This is a genomic window from Streptomyces sp. NPDC001493, assembly GCF_053597235.1.
In genome coordinates this window covers 152,352-168,265 of the sequence record NZ_JBSFHV010000013.1, presented here as the reverse complement: position 1 = coordinate 168,265, position 15,914 = coordinate 152,352, and the positions used below count along the sequence as shown (strand labels likewise).

General features: G+C 71.3%; 12 protein-coding genes. 1 reads left to right on the top strand and 11 read right to left on the bottom strand.

Annotation, left to right across the window (positions count from 1 at the left end):
• Positions 1–13: 13 nt before the first annotated feature.
• Together ACWCWD_RS20120 and ACWCWD_RS20115 are read right to left on the bottom strand one after the other, a co-directional pair.
• On the bottom strand, positions 14–1,579 hold the full coding sequence (locus ACWCWD_RS20120) for an FAD-binding oxidoreductase (protein WP_450774134.1): 1,566 nt from the start codon (positions 1,577–1,579) through the stop codon (positions 14–16).
• Positions 1,580–1,801: 222 nt separating this feature from the next.
• The gene (locus ACWCWD_RS20115) at positions 1,802–2,305 is read right to left on the bottom strand and encodes a flavin reductase family protein (RefSeq protein WP_450774133.1); all 504 of its coding nucleotides are present in this window, start codon (positions 2,303–2,305) and stop codon (positions 1,802–1,804) included.
• Positions 2,306–2,810: 505 nt separating this feature from the next.
• Here ACWCWD_RS20115 and ACWCWD_RS20110 point away from each other — a divergent pair.
• Entirely contained in the window at positions 2,811–3,980 is a 1,170-nt protein-coding gene (locus tag ACWCWD_RS20110; RefSeq protein WP_450774132.1) for a prephenate dehydrogenase, read from the top strand.
• 112 nt (positions 3,981–4,092) lie between these two features.
• Here ACWCWD_RS20110 and ACWCWD_RS20105 read toward each other — a convergent pair whose 3' ends face one another.
• The 9 genes from ACWCWD_RS20105 to ACWCWD_RS20065 all read right to left on the bottom strand — a co-directional run bounded on the left by ACWCWD_RS20105 (position 4,093) and on the right by ACWCWD_RS20065 (position 15,867).
• Positions 4,093–5,166 (bottom strand): LLM class flavin-dependent oxidoreductase, encoded by a 1,074-nt coding sequence (locus tag ACWCWD_RS20105; RefSeq protein WP_450774131.1) that lies wholly within the window; start codon positions 5,164–5,166, stop codon positions 4,093–4,095.
• A gap of 443 nt (positions 5,167–5,609) precedes the next feature.
• Positions 5,610–7,976 carry a discoidin domain-containing protein gene (locus ACWCWD_RS20100; protein WP_450774130.1) on the bottom strand — a complete coding sequence of 789 codons (2,367 nt, stop codon included), beginning with the start codon at positions 7,974–7,976 and terminating at the stop codon, positions 5,610–5,612.
• Positions 7,973–8,992, bottom strand: coding sequence for a peptidyl-prolyl cis-trans isomerase (locus tag ACWCWD_RS20095; protein ID WP_450774129.1), 1,020 nt, complete (start codon positions 8,990–8,992; stop codon positions 7,973–7,975). Before ACWCWD_RS20095 ends, ACWCWD_RS20100 begins: the two co-directional genes overlap by 4 nt.
• A 179-nt stretch (positions 8,993–9,171) precedes the next feature.
• Positions 9,172–10,599, bottom strand: a complete 1,428-nt coding sequence (locus ACWCWD_RS20090; protein ID WP_450774128.1) for an alpha-L-fucosidase — start codon at positions 10,597–10,599, stop codon at positions 9,172–9,174.
• Positions 10,596–10,775 carry a DUF6903 family protein gene (locus ACWCWD_RS20085; RefSeq protein WP_327174641.1) on the bottom strand — a complete coding sequence of 60 codons (180 nt, stop codon included), beginning with the start codon at positions 10,773–10,775 and terminating at the stop codon, positions 10,596–10,598. Before ACWCWD_RS20085 ends, ACWCWD_RS20090 begins: the two co-directional genes overlap by 4 nt.
• A 50-nt stretch (positions 10,776–10,825) precedes the next feature.
• Positions 10,826–11,719 (bottom strand): carbohydrate ABC transporter permease, encoded by an 894-nt coding sequence (locus ACWCWD_RS20080; RefSeq protein WP_327174642.1) that lies wholly within the window; start codon positions 11,717–11,719, stop codon positions 10,826–10,828.
• Between the two features lie 11 nt (positions 11,720–11,730).
• Positions 11,731–12,591 (bottom strand): carbohydrate ABC transporter permease, encoded by an 861-nt coding sequence (locus tag ACWCWD_RS20075; protein ID WP_327174643.1) that lies wholly within the window; start codon positions 12,589–12,591, stop codon positions 11,731–11,733.
• A 283-nt stretch (positions 12,592–12,874) separates the two neighbouring features.
• Positions 12,875–14,200 carry a carbohydrate ABC transporter substrate-binding protein gene (locus ACWCWD_RS20070; RefSeq protein ID WP_450774127.1) on the bottom strand — a complete coding sequence of 442 codons (1,326 nt, stop codon included), beginning with the start codon at positions 14,198–14,200 and terminating at the stop codon, positions 12,875–12,877.
• Positions 14,201–14,850: 650 nt separating this feature from the next.
• On the bottom strand, positions 14,851–15,867 hold the full coding sequence (locus ACWCWD_RS20065) for a LacI family DNA-binding transcriptional regulator (protein WP_450774126.1): 1,017 nt from the start codon (positions 15,865–15,867) through the stop codon (positions 14,851–14,853).
• Positions 15,868–15,914 lie beyond the last annotated feature (47 nt).

Sequence of the window (15,914 nt, the reverse complement as noted above, 5' to 3'; positions counted from 1 at the left end):
TGGGTGTCGCTGATCAGCGGTAACGGCCGTCGGCTATCGCGTTGTTGGGGTCGATCAGCGTCTTGAGGCGCCTGGTCAGAGCCACTTCGCCGGGGTCGGAGGCGAAGACCTCGCGCCACTCGGCGTGGTCGATGTCGAGCCGGTAGGGCGCGTAGCCGGCCTCGGCGAAGGATGTGTGGAGCAGGTCCAGAGCGCGGTGTGCCCGCCCGGCCGACTCGGTGTCCCGGGGGAACTTGACGGCGACCACGCAGTCCACCAGGTCCGGGCCGAGGATGTGCAGGGTCGCCGAGGGACGCACGCCCGTCTCGGCCCCCGCGCGCCGCAGCAGCGCGTCGGCGTGCGCGACGGCCTCGCCGGTGAAGGGCAGCAGGGGGAGGAAGAACAGGAACCCCGCGCCGTCGTCCACGTGGTCGGCGGTGACGCCCATCTTGGCCCGGAAGATGGCGTCGGAGACGTCCGGGTCGCCGGTGTAGCCCCGCTCCACGAGCCGGGCCAGCTCCCGGGCGGCGGCGCCTTCGGCTTCGGCTCCCTCGGCTGCGGTTTCGGCTCCTTCTGCTCCGGCCGCGGCGCCTTCTGCTCCGGCCGCGCCTTCGGTTCCGGTGTCCGAGACGCCGGTGAACAGTCCGGTGCGGCCCGCCTCGGCGACCAGGATGCCGGTCAGTGCGGCCACCGACTCCGCGGTGCCGTCCACGGGCAGGTGCACCAGGAACTCGCCGTCGGGGGCGCCATAGGCACGTCCGGCGAGCGGGTCGAAGATCCGCGGGACTCCGGCGACGAGGCCCTGGGCGACCCAGCGGCGTATCGCGGTGGTGGCGTCGGCCAGCACGTCGTGGGTGAACGTCAGGCGCACCACGCGCAGCGCCTCGGGGCGGACCGGGAGACGCACCACGGCGGCGGTGACCGCCCCCAGGTTGGACTGGACGAACAGTGGCAGCGTCGAGGGCCCGAGGCCGGGCGCGTAGACGGGGGCGGTGCGGTTCTCGGTGGGCCACCAGCCCACCCGGACCGACGACCCGTCGGGCAGGGCGACTTCGAGCCCCGCGAGGTCCTCGGTCCGCTGGCGGCGCAGCCCGACGCCCCGGTCGAGCGCGTTGCCCACGATGCTGGTGGCCGCCGCCGAGGAGGTCACGTTGACCATGCGGGACGTACCGTCCAGGAGTTCGGAGAGCTGCCCCTGGGTGACCCCGGGTTCGACGACGGCCCAGCCGGCCTCCAGGTCGAACGCCCTGACCCGGTCGAGTCCGCCCAGGTCGAGCACGACCGTGTCGTCCTGGGCGGGTTCGCCGGACCCCAGTCCCCAGTTGCGGCCGGTGCTGATGACGTGGAGGCTGCCCGAGTCCGGGTCCCGGCCGAAGAGGGCCACGAGCTCCGGCACCTGGTCCGCGGTGGCGGGACGGATCACGGCGGCGACGCGCCGCTCCCGGAAGAGGCTGGTGTTGGGGCCGAGTTGGCCGGGCCGGCCGGCGTCCGGAGCCGTACGCAGCACGCGGTCGGCGCCGAGCAGGCGCTCGGCCTCGTCGAGCGCCTTGTGGAGGGCGGGCGGCCGGGGCGGGGCCGCCTCGGTCGGGTGGTCGGACATGGTGAACTCCCCTGCGGTTTCGGATGGGCCGTGTCTGACCATGTGTGTCGGATCGGCGGGCGGTGTCCGGTGCGGTGACGACTGCCGTACGGGACTGGGGGTCGGGGCGGTCGGCGCGGTGGGGGTCGGGCCGGCCGGCGGGGTCGCGGGTCGGGGCCGGCCGGCGCGGTGGGGGTCGCGTCGGCCGACGGGGCCGGGTCGGGGGCGGGGCGGGCCGGGCCGCTAACCGGCCGCCGGGGCGGGGCTCATGACGCCGTTCAGGAAGACCAGACGGCTGCGGGACGGGGTGACTCCGGTGGCGAGCACCCTCCCGATCACCATCAGGTGGTCGCCGGCGGTGAAGGATTCCGTAAGGGAGCACTCCAGCCAGCCGGCCCCCTCGAACACGAGCGCCCCGGTGTGTTCGCCCGGCACGGAAGGAAGTTCGGCGAGCGCCTCGCTCCGCTTCTCCCGGGGACGGGCCAGCCGGCCGGCGGTCGCCGCTCCGTCCGCCCCCAGGATGGATACGGCCCACTCCCCCGCCTTCAGCAGGTCGGCGAGGAAAGCCGAGTCGTGACGCAGGCAGAGCGAGACCAGGGGCGGGTCCCAGGAGACGGGCGCGAGGGAGTTGACGGTCACGGCGTCGTACCGCCGTCCGCCCCCGGCCGACGGGTCGGGCGTCCACACGCTGACCACGCCGACACCGGTGGCGAAATGCCGCATCACCGTACGCAGATCGGGTTCCACGGCTCCTCCTGGACGAGTGGGTGCGAGTGGGTGGGAGTGGGTGCTTGACGTGCCGCCGGGTTCACCGGCCGGGTGCGGGCCCAAGCGGTGCGAGCCCCGGTGCGGCCGGAGCGGTTCCGGCCGGCGAGCTCACGCTAGGGGGCCGTCCGGGCCGGCTGTTGCGTCCGGGCGCACGCCCTCTGCCGCGTTCGCGTAACGGCGGCGCCGCCGCCCGCAGGGACTGGGGACCGGAGACCGGTGTGCGCGTTTGTGGCAGTTCCGGTGCGCCCGCGGGCCGCAACCGGAGCAGGGTTCGTGGCCACACTGCGGCGGACGGCCGGAACATTCCGCGACCACCGCGACCACGGAGGGCACAGATGACAGTCAGCGAACCGGCGGCGGTAGGCACGTGCTGCGGCTCCTGCCGGGAGCCTGGTTCCGACGCCGGGCCGCGACCGGGGCACCCCCGGCCGTCGCGGTCCCGGCGCCCCCTGGCCCTCCTCGGCCGTACGCGGAGGGGGACCCGGTGATCCGCACGGTCGCGGTGGTGGGCACCGGGATGATCGGCACGTCGGTCGGCCTGGCACTGAGCAGGCACGGCGTGCGGGTGCACCTCGTCGACTCCGATCCGGCGGCCGCCAGGGTCGCCGCGGCCCTGGGCGCCGGAACCACCCAGGCGCCGACCGCGCCGGTCGACCTCGCGGTGCTCGCCGTGCCGCCCACCCGGGTGGCGGAGGTCCTGGTCCAGCAGCAGCGGCGCGGGCTCGCGCACGGCTACACGGACGTGGCGAGCGTCAAGTCGGCCACGGCCCTGGCGGTGCTGCGCAGCGGCGCCGACAGCACCGGCTTCGTCGGCGGCCATCCCATGGCGGGCAGTGAGCGGTCCGGTCCGCTCGCCGCCCGCGCCGACCTGTTCGAGGGCCGTTCCTGGGTGCTGACCCCGGCCGAGGACACCTCGCGGACGGTGCTCAACCACACGCTCGCCGTCGTGGCGCTGTGCGGCGCGGTCCCCGTGGTCATGGAACCCGAGGCGCACGACGAGACGGTGGCTCTCGTCTCGCACCTGCCCCATCTGGTCTCGGCGCTGCTCGCGGGGCGCCTGCGGGACGCCCCGCACGAGGTGCTGCGGCTGGCGGGGCAGGGGGTACGGGACGTCACGCGGGTGGCGGGCGGCGACCCCGATCTGTGGGCGGACATCCTCGGGTCCAACGCCGCCGCGGTCACGGACGCGCTGGGGGCCCTGGCGAAGGACCTGCTGACGGCGCTGGACGCGCTGGAGGGCGTCGGCGACGCCGGTGCCTCGCCGGCCGCGAGGGAGGAGAGCCGTGCCGTGGTGCGCGAACTGCTGGCGCGGGGCCGGGAAGGGCGGCGGATCCTGCACGACCGGAGGGATGCGGGGGCTCCTTCGCACTCGTCGACCGTGTGGGTCGAGCTGACGGGCCGTACGGGGGAACTGGGCCGGCTGCTCCTGGAGACGGCGGAGCTGGGTCTCGCCGAGGACGCGCTCCGGCTGCTGCCGGACGAGGGCCCCGGAGGTCTGACGGCCCGGATCACCGCCCCGTACGCCGAGGCGGAGGCGCTGCGGCGGCGGCTGTCCGAGACGGGCTGGCTCGTCCGTCTGCCCGAGGGCCGTCCCCCCGACGGCCACCTCCCCGACGACGCTCTCCCCCGGGTGGCCGTCTCCCCGGCGGTGTAGAGGCCGCCGCCCCGGCCCGACGGTGGGCCCGGCCCGACCCGTCGGCCCCGCGCCACCCCATGGCCGTCGGCCCCGTGCCGCCCCCGCCCCGGCGGGCGGCACGGGGCTGTCGTCAGACCGAGGCCCCGCCGCCCGGCAGGCCGTAGGCGTCCGCGATCAGCTCGACGGAGCGCAGGCGCTCGGCGGTGCCGTGGGAGTTGGTCGCGAGCATGATCTCGTCGGCCCCGGTCCGCTTGTACAGCTGGTCGATACCCGACCGCACCTCGTCCCCGGTGCCGTACAGGGCGTTGTCCAGCCAGCCGCCCAGCACCGCACGCTCCTGGCCGGTGAACTCGTGGGCGGCCGCTTCGTCGGCCGTCGGCACGAGGCCGGGCCGCCCGCTGCGCAGCCGGACCGTCGCCAGCGCTCCGGTCAGCGCCTGGCGGCGCGCCTCCTCGGGGTCCTCGGCGGCGAACGCGAACACGCCGACCAGCACGTAGGGCCGGCTCAGGAAGGCGGAGGGCCGGAAGCTGCTGCGGTAGAGATCGAGTGCGGGCAGGGTGTTCTGGGCCGCGAAGTGGTGGGCGAACGCGAACGGCAGTCCCAGTTCGCCGGCGAGCCGGGCGGAGAAGCCCGAGGAGCCCAGCAGCCACACCTGGGGCTGTCCGGTGCTCCCCTGCACGGGTCCGGGCACCGCGTGGATGCGCCGGTAGGGGTGTCCTTCCGGGAAGTCGTCGGCGAGGAACGCCAGCAGCTCCCGCACCTCGGCGGGGAAGTCGTCGGATCCGCCGCGCCGCAGCGCGGAGGCGGTGGCGCCGTCGGTTCCCGGGGCCCGTCCCAGCCCGAGATCCACCCGGCCCGGTGCCAGCGCCTCCAGGGTGCCGAACTGCTCGGCGATCACCAGCGGGGCGTGGTTGGGCAGCATCACTCCGCCGGAGCCGAGCCTCAACCGCTGGGTGTGGGCCGCGAGATGGGACAGCACCACGGCGGGGCTGCTGCTCGAAATGCCCGGCATGGAGTGGTGCTCGGCGACCCAGTAGCGGGAGAAGCCGCGCGCGTCCGCCAGTCTCGCCAGGCTCACGGAGGTACGCAGCGCCGTCTCGGCCGTGTAGCCCTGTCCCACGGCCACCAGGTCCAGCACGGACAACGGGACGGGGGCCGTTCCCTGGGCCCCGGCCGGAAGGGGAATGGTGTTCTCGTCAGTCATGGGGCGAGCAAAACCCATCCGGACGGCGTGCGTGAGACCGCGCTGTCGTTTCCGGACAGGGTGCGCGGGGGCCTCCCCGGGCGGGGCACGATCCGCCCGGCCGGGCTCCGGCACCGCCCCGGTGGGCCATCGGCGCAGGTCCGCGGGGCGTCTCGGCCCCAGCGCCTCGCCGGCCTCGACTCCCGTGCCAGGTCCTAGTGTTGCGGGAGTATGACGGCCGTACGAACAAGTGCACCCCGGCCACCGGGAAATCGGGCGGAAACAGAGCGGGGCGGAGCCGCCCCCCGTCCCCGGGTGTGCAGTCCTCGCCCTCGGGTGTGGTGTCCCGCCGCCTGCCCCCGGGTACGCCGACGGCGGGTGGCTGCCGTGGCATCCACCCGCCGTCGGTGCGTCACCCGCGCGGCCCCGGCCCCTTCACCGTGGTCCGCGCGGGCTCCGCCCTGTTACGCGCCCGCGCGGTAGACCGAGATCTCGGTCAGGCTCGGGGTGTACTGCTCCGTGGCGATCTGGCTGGTGAGGGCCACCCGCAGCTTGGAGCTGGTGACCGTACCGAAGCCCGTCACCGTGAGGTCGTGCCCGACACCCGCGTCACGGGTGGCGAAGGTGACCCAGGAACCGGTGGCCGCGTCCCAGCGCTGGAGCTCGAAGGACTGCACCCGGGGGTTGGTGCCCGAGTCGGTGTACTCGTCCAGGTAGACCTGGTCGAAGGTGGTGTCCGCGCCGAAGTCGACGTCGAGCGTGATCGGGTAGGTCGCGTCGTCGGCGGCGGCCCAGCGGGTCGACAGGTTGCCGTCGGTCAGCTTCTCCGCGCCGAGCGAGCCGTTCGCCCCGGGGTGGGTCGAGCTGGCGGTCACGGACTTGCCGAGGGCGAGGTTGACCCTGTTGTCCGTCTCGTCCTCGATCGGGTCGGTGTCGACCGGGTCGGCCACCTTGCGGCCGTGCTTGTACTCGGCGATACCGATATCCGGGGCGTCGCCGTAGTAGAGGTGCGTACCGAGGAAGTCCTCGGTGCCCAGGTGCGCGTTGTAGCGGCCCGCGTCGATCAGGGGCGAGTCCTTGCGCAGCGCGAAGGGCGCGGCGGCCTTGCGGATCTTGTCGACGCCCGCACCGGTGACGTAGTGGGCGGGGTCACCGACGAACTTCGGGTCGGCCCGCAGCCCGTCGGGGTCGGCCGGCTCCTGCGCGGAGTGGGTGCCGGACGCCTCGTAGTAGTCGTTGTTCGAGAACACGGCCTGCCGCAGGGCGCCGGTACGGCGGTACCACGGCGTCGGGGTGGTCTCGGACGTGTTGTAGAAGATGTTGTTCAGGAAGTAGACGCGGCTGAGGAACGTCTCGTCGTGGACGGTGTTCAGGTCGGCGCCGTCGTAGACGAAGGTGTTGTTCGTGAAGTACGTCGGGGCGTAGTTCGTCGACAGCATGTTCTTCACGAGCACGCCGTTGTCGTTGACGCTGAGGTTGTAGCGCGCCACCGAGTTGGAGCTGTTGCCCATGTAGGCCATCCAGCCCGCGGCGTTGTCGTGCGAGTAGTTGTACTGGTACGTGACGTTGAAGTTGGTGTACTCCAGGTCCCAGGGGGTGCCGTCGTACTCGTTGTCCGGGCCGCCGTAGACCTCGTTGTACTGCATGGTCGAGTCGGCGCCGGCCCACAGGTAGAGCCCGCAGGAGACCGCGTTGTAGCGCTCCAGGAAGCCGTTGACCTCGTTGTACTCGACCGTCATCCGCTGCGAGTCGGCGAGCTGGAAGGCTCCCTGGCCGATGCTCTTGGCGTAGTTGTGGCCGATGTAGACGTCACGGCTGTACAGGTCGCGGGTGCGCACCCAGAGCTGCTCCCAGCCCTCGTGCCACTTGCCGGCCTCGTCGTACTGGCCGGAGTCGGCGCTGTCGGCGGCGAACCAGTTGAACGCGAACTGCACGGCGTGCAGTTCGACGTTCTCGAAGGTGTTGTTCTCGATCCGGACGTCCTGGAAGTGGTATCCGCCGGCCGGGTACGCCTTGTAGCTCTTGCTGCCGAAGACCTGGAAGTCGACCGCACCGTAGTGGATCTTCTGCCAGCTGCTCGGGCCGTCGAGGTTGTGGACGTAGATGTCCGATATGCGGAAGTGGTCCATGACCGTGTCCGCGCCGTCCGGGAACAGGTCGGCGTTGATCGAGACCATGATGCCGTCGCGGACGTAACTGCCCTTGGTGATGTCCGTGGCGAAGTCGTCGTCGTTGGACAGCTCGACGTTGTCGATGTCCCAGTACTGCTGGTTGCGCAGCACGATGGCGCCGGTCAGACCGACGGTCTGCGGGTTCTTCGTGCCGTCGGCGTTGAACGGGCTGGGCACGTTGCCGTTGGCCGCGATGTAGGGCCGGCCGGCGTGCTTGTCGCCGTACGCCGAGATGGTGATCGGCTTGCCCGCGCTGCCGGAGCCCTTCGGCCACAGCTGCTCGTTCTGCCACTGCTCGCCGGCCTTGAGCAGGATGCGGTCGCCGGGCTTGAAGGTCGTCGCGTTCGCCTTGGCCAGGCTGCGCCAGGCGTTCTTCGGCGAGGTGCCGGCCGCGGTGTCGTGGCCGAGCGTGGCGTCGATGTAGTAGTCCTTGCCACCCGTGGCGTTGTGCTTGTTGCCGGGCCAGGTCTTACCGGCGGAGGCGGAGGCGGGGGCGGCGGGGCTCTGCGGTCCGGCTGCCGCGTGCGCGGCCGGGGCGAGCGAACCCACGAGCAGCGCGGCGAGCACGGAGGCGAGGCCGGTGCGAACCGTCCGCGTGGTGAGCCACGGGCGCTTCACCGACGTCTCGTCGGCGGGCGGGCCGATGTCGGCAGGTCTCATTGCTGCACGTCCTTCGCGTTGATGGCGGCCACCGCCGAGCTGTCGACGTGCATCGAGGCGTCGTCGGCCCGGCGCTGGAGGTAGGTGGCGTACTTCTTCTCGACGAGCGACTGGCGGATCCGCTGGGAGTACTCGGTGAACGCCTTGTCCTTGTCGGTCTTCACGCTGTCGAGCTGGTAGTACGTGATCTGGCCGGTGCCCTTGACGGGCCCGGAGACCTGGCCCCGGTGGAGGTCCCCGAGTACGGAGACGAGGTCCTGGTCGTGGGTGCTCAGCCCGGTCGTGCCGCTGCCGCCGTAGGTGCCGGTGGTGAGCTCGGCGTCCGGCACCCCGGTGACGTCCGCGAGGTGCCCGGCGGCCTTCACCCGGCGCTGGAGGCCTGCGGCGAAGTCCGCGGGGGCGCCGTCCGGCACCTGGACCACGAGTTGCGTGTACGCGTACGTGGTCGCGTTGGCGCTCCAGGAGTCCGGGTCCGCGTCGAAGGCCTTGCGGACCTCGGCGTCGGTGACGTGGAGCGGCCCTGCGGCGTCCTTGCTGAGCAAGTCCTTGAGGCTGGTGGACAGTTCGGTCAGCCGGTGGGTCCAGTACTCCTCGGGGGAGAAGTCGGTGACCCCGTAGACCGTCTGGCCGGCCCGGACCGCCTGGGCGCGGGCCCCGTTCTCCGCCGTGCGCTCCGCGGAGATGTCCGCGAAGTCCACGGAGTCGACGAGACCCTGCTGCTGTGCGAGGACGAGGGTGGCCCGGTCCTGGCGGATCTCGTCGAACGCGCTGCTCTCCAGGCGCTGGAGCGCGGTCTTCGCCCCCGCCTTCGCGTCCCAGCTGAACGGGGTGGCCAGGTGGTAGGTGGTGGTCAGCTCGTTCTGCACGGTGGGCGCGAGCCGTCCCATGTGGAAGAGGAGTTCCTCGCGGGTGACCGGGCGCCCGCCCAGGGTGGCGACGTCGTCCCCCCGGTGGCCGCCGGACATCCCCACCGTCGCGACGACCACCGCGACGACGGCGAGTACGGCTCCGGTCACCGCGGCGAGGGTCCGCCGCGACGGGCGCCGCGGTGCCGGTGCCGTACGGGTCGCGGCACCGGTGCCGCGCGCGGCGGCCGGCTTACGGGAGCCGGGCCTGCCGGAACCGGGCCTGCCGGAACCGGGCTTGCGGGTGCCCGCCGGGGGGCGCGGCGCCCGTGTGCCGGGCGCCGCGCCTTTCACGAACCCGCCCCGATCGCCGCCACCCGGGCGACGACGGGGGTGTCCCGGGCGGCGGTGACCGCGAACTCGACCGTGTCGACCTCGGCGGCCGGGAAGGTGAGGATGCGCTGGTAGCCCACCGCGCTCGTCTCGGCGAGCGTGGTCCACTCGCCTCCCAGGGAGCCCCGGACGACGACGTGCTCGACGCGCTGGCCCTGGGTGATGTCCTCGCCGAGTACGACCGCGTCGATCCGGCGGGGCCCGTCGAAGATGAGGGTCACGGTGGGGCTGGTGTCGGTGCCGTCCGGGCGCCAGGGCGTCTCCGCCTTGCCGGGCCAGGCGGTGGCGACGTCCCCGGGGGTGCCGGAGGTGACCGTCGCGGTCGCCCCGATGCGGCGGGAGCGGAACTCCTCGATGCGCCGGCCGAGTCCGCCCAGGGCTGCCACGTCGGCGTCCCGCAGACGTCCGTCCGCGGCCGGGGGGACGTTCAGCAGGAAGCAGGAGTTGCCGCCGACGGCACGCTGGTAGATGGTGAACAGCTCGTCCACCGAGCGGACTTCGGTGTCCTCGGCCGTGTGGTGGAACCAGCCGGGACGGATCGAGGTGTTGACCTCGGCCGGGTACCAGACCAGGTCCGACTCGTGGCCGGCGAGCGCGGCCCGGCTGCCCAGGTCGCGGTCGTCGCTGCGGACGAGGCGGGAGAACTCGCCGTCGTCCGCCTGCTGCGAGACGGAGGCGGTCCGCTCGGCGTCCTGGAGGGCGCGCGGCACCACGCTCCACTCGTCGGGGCGGGTCTCGCCGGCCTCGTTGCCGCACCAGCGGACGTCGGGGCCGCACACGTTGATCACCGCGTCGGGCTGGAGCTCGCGGACCACCGCGTAGTAGCGCTCCCAGTCGTAGACCTGGCGCTTGCCGTTGGGGCCCTCGCCGTTGGCGCCGTCCAGCCACACGGAGAACACCGGGCCGTAGCGGGTGAGCAGCTCGGTGAGCTGGGCGACGTAGAAGTCGTCGTACGCGCTCCCGGAGCCGTAGGACGCCTCGGTGCGGTCCCACGGGGAGAGGTAGACACCGAACTTCAGGCCGTGCCGGCGGGCCGCCTCGGCGACCTCGGCGACCACGTCGCCCGTGCCGCCGCGCCACGGCGAAGAGGCGACCGAGTAGTCGGTGGCGTCGCTCGGCCACATGCAGAAGCCGTCGTGGTGCTTGCAGGTGAGGATGACGCCGGTCATCCCCGCGCTCTTGAGCGAGGCCACCCACTGGTCGGCGTCGAGGTCGGCCGGGTCGAAGAGGGCCGGGGCGTCGTGCCCCTCGCCCCACTCCCGGTCAGTCATCGTGTTCATGCCGAAGTGGATGAAGCCGTAGAACTCCATCTCCTGCCAGGCGAGCTGCCGCTCACTCGGCCGGACCTCGGCGAGCGCCCGTGCGGACGCGGCCGCGGTGGTCACTGGTACCTCCGGTTGTACGAGGCGAGCAGGGCCATCAGCCCGGCCAGCGCGAGGAGCATGATGCCGAGGTGTCCCCAGCCGATCGTCTTGCGCTCCACCACGACGAGCGCCACGCAGGCCGCCGCGACGAGCGTGCGCACGCCGACGAGCAGCGCCGTACGCGTCGAGTCCTTCATGTCGGTTTTCCTTCCACCGGGGCCGCTCGGGCCCGGTCGCTGTGGGCCCGTCAGCCCTTGACGCCGCCGGATGCCATGCCCTCGATGAGCCGCTTCTGGATGAAGGCGTAGACGATCAGGACGGGGACGATGACGATGACCATGCCGGCGTACAGACGTCCGTAGTCCGCCGCCGCCTTCTGTGCCGTGAACAGGTTGAGCAGGCCGACCTGGACGGTCTTTCCCTCGCCGGGAAGCAGGGTCAGCGAGATGATGAAGTCGTTCCAGTAGGCGAGGAAGTTGAAGAGGATCACGGTGGTGATCGCGGGCCGGGCCATCGGCAGCATGATCCGGGTCATGATCCGGAACCGGGACGCCCCGTCGATCGACGCGGCCTCCTCGTAGGCGACCGGGATGGACCGGAAGTACGCGGTGAGCAGGTAGATCGTGAACGGGATCGACGTGGCCGCGTAGACGAGCGAGAGCACCGAGGGGTTGTCGAGGAAGAACCCGCCGGGGAAGACGTCGACGAGCGCCTTGTCCCAGTCGACCAGCATCAGGAAGATCGGGACGACGATGTAGTTGACGTTGACGAAGAGGCCGCCGAGCAGGAGGAGTTCGACGAATCCCTTGCCCTTGAACTCGTACCGGGCGATGACGTACGCGGCCGGCACGGAGACCGCGAGGACCAGGACCAGGCCGAGCACGGTGACGAACACCGAGGTCGCGAAGTACTGGCCCATGTGCGCGTCGGTGAACGCGTCGACGTAGTTCTGCAGGCGCAGCCCCTCGGGCAGCGTCCAGGGGCTGCCGAAGAACTCGCTCTTCTTCTTCAGCGAGGCGAGCAGCACCCAGGCGACCGGCACCGCGATGGCGAGGGCGAGGGCGATGACGAGCACGTACGTGAGTACGCGGCCGATCCGCGAGCGGGCGGCGGGAGGGCGGGGTGTGTTGATCACGGTCATGGTGTCTGTCCTCAGAACTGAAGGGGCTCGCGCTTGGTCGCCCGGCTCATCAGGAGCGACACGAGGAAGGAGAACGCGAAGATGACGACACCGATGGCCATGCCGTAGCCGTACGAGGAGTTCGTGTACGCCTGCTTGTACATGTAGCTCAGCAGGACCTCGGAGGAGCTGTCGGGGCCGCCGCCGGTCATCGCGCGGACCAGCACGAAGCTGAGGTTGACCGCGCTCATGATGAAGAAGGTCAGCGAGGTCCGCAGGTTCTGCCAGATGAGCGGCATCGTGATGGAGAAGAACTGCCGGGTGGCGGAGGCTCCGTCGAGGCCGCTGGCCTCGTACAGCTCCTCGGGGATGCTCGACATGCTCGACATGTAGAGGACCATGTAGTAGCCGAGGGACTGCCAGACCATCGCGATGCCGACGGAGTAGAGCACGACCTTCTGGTCGCCGAGCCAGACCTGCTGCCAGCTGTCGAGGGAGACCAGCCGCAGCATGCTGTTGAGCAGACCGTTGTTCTGGTCGTAGATGGCGGAGAAGACCGCCGCGATCACGACCACGGAGAGCACGTTCGGGATGTAGAGCACGAACCGGAGGAAGTTGCGGCTGCGCAGCTTCTGCCGCGTCATGATCGCGGCGAGGAACAGGCCCATCCCCATCGTCACCGCGGTGACCACGACCAGCAGCGTCACCGTGTTCTGGAACGCCCGCACGAACTGCTCGTCGTCGATGAGGTGGCGGAAGTTGTCCAGCCCCACGAACTTCATGTCCGGGGAGAAGCCGCTCCAGGTGTAGAGCGACATCCGGAACACGTTCACGGTCGGGTAGACCATGAACACCGCGAAGAGCACCAGCGCCGGGAGCAGGCAGGCCAGCACGAAGCGGGTGTGGCCGGACCGGCGTGCCGGGGACGCCTTGCCGCGCCGGGATTCACCGGCGGACGTCCGTGTTTTCGCTACGGGATCCGCTGAGTCTTGGGGTGGGGTGGAGAGGGTCGTCACCGTGCCGGTCCTTCGGTCGTACGAGGCGGTCCTGAGTGGGCCGGGAAGATCTCCCGGCGGGCGTGCGTGCCAGGCGTCGCCGGGCAGGCGGGACTTTCGACACACGCCCTGGTGGAGGCGCCGGCGGCGACCCGGGTCTGCCGGGTCGCCGCCGGGCACATCAGTTGCCCGCCTGGCGCAGCTTCTCGCTGGCCTCGTTCAGCGCGGACTGCCACTTCGCTTCGGTGGTGTCGCCGCTGATGATGCTGTTGGCGGTGTCGAAGAGCGTGGACTTGATGTCGACGCCCTCGACCGGGGAGGTGCTCGCGAAGCCGCCGACGAGCGCGGAGACCGACGGGTCCTCGTAGAGCTTGTAGAACGAGGCGCTCTCGCCGGTCAGACTGTCGGCGATGCCCTGGATCGGCTGGATCGCGTTCGACTTGGCGAAGATCTTCGCGGCCTCGTCGGAGTACAGGTAGGCGACGAATTCCTTCGCCGCGTCCTTGTGCTGGGCGGCGCTGGGGACCCAGACCGACTCGACCGAGGTCGTCAGGTAGCGCTTGGCCCCGGCGGTGACGGCCGGCAGCGGGGTCAGGCCCCAGGTGAAGCCGTCGGCGCGCGGGGCGTCCGCCATCTCACCGGTGATCCAGGTGCCGTTCGGCATGAACAGCGCCTTGTTGTCCAGGATCGACTGCTGGTTCTTGGTGAAGTCCTGCTCGTTGGCGTAGCCGACGGTGGTCGGCGCGGCGTAGCCGAGCAGCTTGGTGGTGATGTCGAGCGCCTTCTTCGCGTTCGGCGTCTTCCAGACGTCCTTCTTGTACGTCATGACGTCGGTGTAGAACTGCTCCCCGCCGACGTCGGCGAGCAGCGCGAAGAAGTACGAGTCGAGGTAACCGGCGGTCGGGTAGGTGAAGAGGGGTATGCCCGCCTTCTTCGCCTTGTCGCCGAGCGCGAACATCTCGTCCCAGGTGGCCGGGGTCTTCCAGCCGTTCTTCTCGAAGAGGCCCTGGTTGTAGAACAGGCCCGTCGGCGCGTAGTACATCGGCATCAGGTACGTCTTGTCCGTGCCGTACGGGTTGGTGTTCAGGTTGCCGACGATGCCCGGGGTGAGCTTGTCGCCGACCGTCTTGGTCTCGCCGGGGACCTTCGCCTTGAGGACCGAGGTGAGGTCCTCCACGGCCTTGTCCTTGACCAGGGTCTCGGTGAGCGCGGCCTTGCGGCCCTGGCCGAGCACCACGACGTCCGGGTACTTGCCGGCCTTCATGTTCGGGGTGATCTCGTCCTCGATGCTCTTCGAGATCTGGAGCTGGACGTCGACGTCCGGGTGCGACGCCTCGTAGGCCTTGATGACCTGCGTGTACATGTCCCGGCCGTAGCCGCCCTCGAGGGCTGCGACCTTGAGGGTCGTCTTGCCCGAGTCCGCGCTGTCCCCGCCTCCCGAACATCCGGTGGCGAGCAGCCCGAGCACCGTCACAGCGGTGCCCGCAAAGGCGAGCGACTTCCTCATTCTGGGGGTCCTTCCCGTGGACAACTGCCCACCTGACTGCGAGTGGCAGAGCGGGCCGGGCGGGGCCCCTTTCGGGGGCCGCGTCGCCCGGCGCCGCGCCACCGCAGGGCCGGACTTGGATCTTCGTTGATCCGGCGTTGTTACGGTGGCACCGATAACATGGTGCGTACGATGGCATCGATCACATGACGGCGCAAGGGGTCAGATGAGGTCGATTCGCCGAACGCCTCACATCGAGACCATGTGGGCCCGCCGCGCATGGCCCGCCCGGAGCCTCGGACGCGGGCGCACGACGGCGCGATCAGGCGTCAGCACCCCTGTACGCACAAGGGAGTTCCGACGACGCGCCGGTACGCGCGGACCCGGCCGCGCACGCACGGGGCGCCACAGCGGCGCCCGTGAACTTTTTTGCCGGGGCGGCCCGGAACCGGCGCCGGAACCTCGCGAACCGCGCGCGAGCGGGACGAAAGGGCACGGCCCGGCGAACACCGAACCTCATGAAGTCAGGGCGAACGGGACCACTGACGACAACTGGTGGCGAACCGCGCCTCCCACGACGACTGTTGACCAACAGGTCGTCCGGTGACGAAAGATGACGTCAAGGGGCGAACCGGGCGACCGGATGGAACCGGGGTCGGCGCGCCCCGGTCTCACCTCCGGCGCGGCGCCGCGGTGGAGCCGCGTACGGACAGGGACGCGGTGACGGCCGAGTCCTCGACGTCGGCCTCCCCCTGGAGCAGCAGCCTGACGGCCGCCGCGCCGTACCCGTAGAAGTCCTGCCGGACGGTCGTCAGGGGCGGCGCGCAGTAGGCCGCGAGCGCGATGTCGTCGACGCTCACGATGGAGACGTCGCCGGGCACCGACCGGCCGCGTTCACGCAGGGCCCTGATCACCCCGAACGCCATCTCGTCGCTCGCGACGAAGACCGCGGTGACCTCCGGGATCATCGCGATGATCTGCCCCTGCCGGTACCCGGAGTCGGGCGACCAGTCCCCCTCCAGGGGGGTCGGCGGCTCGATCCCGGCCGCGTCCAGGCACTCCTGCCACCCCTGGCGGCGCTGACGCGCCTCGATCCACTCGTCCGGCCCGGCAACGTGCCAGATCTGGCGATGTCCAAGGTCGAGGAGGTGTTGCGTGGCCAGCCGGCCCGCTTCCGCCTGGTCGATCCCGAGCACCCGGGCCCCTTGCGTCCGCGACCCGTCGAGGGTGACGGTCGGGATCTCGCGGGTGAGGTCCTCTATCTTCTGGGTCACCGACAGCAGTGGCACGGCGATCACCAGACCGTCGACGCCCTGGTCGGCGAGTTTGGCCAGGGACCGCTCCATCAGGCCGGCGTCGAGCCCGGCGATGGTGGCGATGCTCACCGCGTACCCCGCCGCACCGGCGGCCGACTCGACACCGGCGGTGACCGCCGAGCGCGAGTAGTACCCGCCGGACTCCAGCAGCACCAGCCCGATGGTGTGGCTGCGGCCCGAAGAGAGCGCCCTGGCAGCGCTGTTGAAGCGGTAGCCGACCTGCTCCACCGCCGCGAGCACCCGCCGGTTGGTATCCGGGGTGACGTTCGGCGAACCGCGCAGAGCACGTGACACCGTCTGCGCCGACACTCCGGCGATCCGGGCCACGTCGGCCATGCTCGGCTGCCTCGGCCTCGCGATGTCCTCGTTCAAGAGATGTCCTCGCTCAAGACGCTCCATCCTCCGGGATCGGCTGCTGG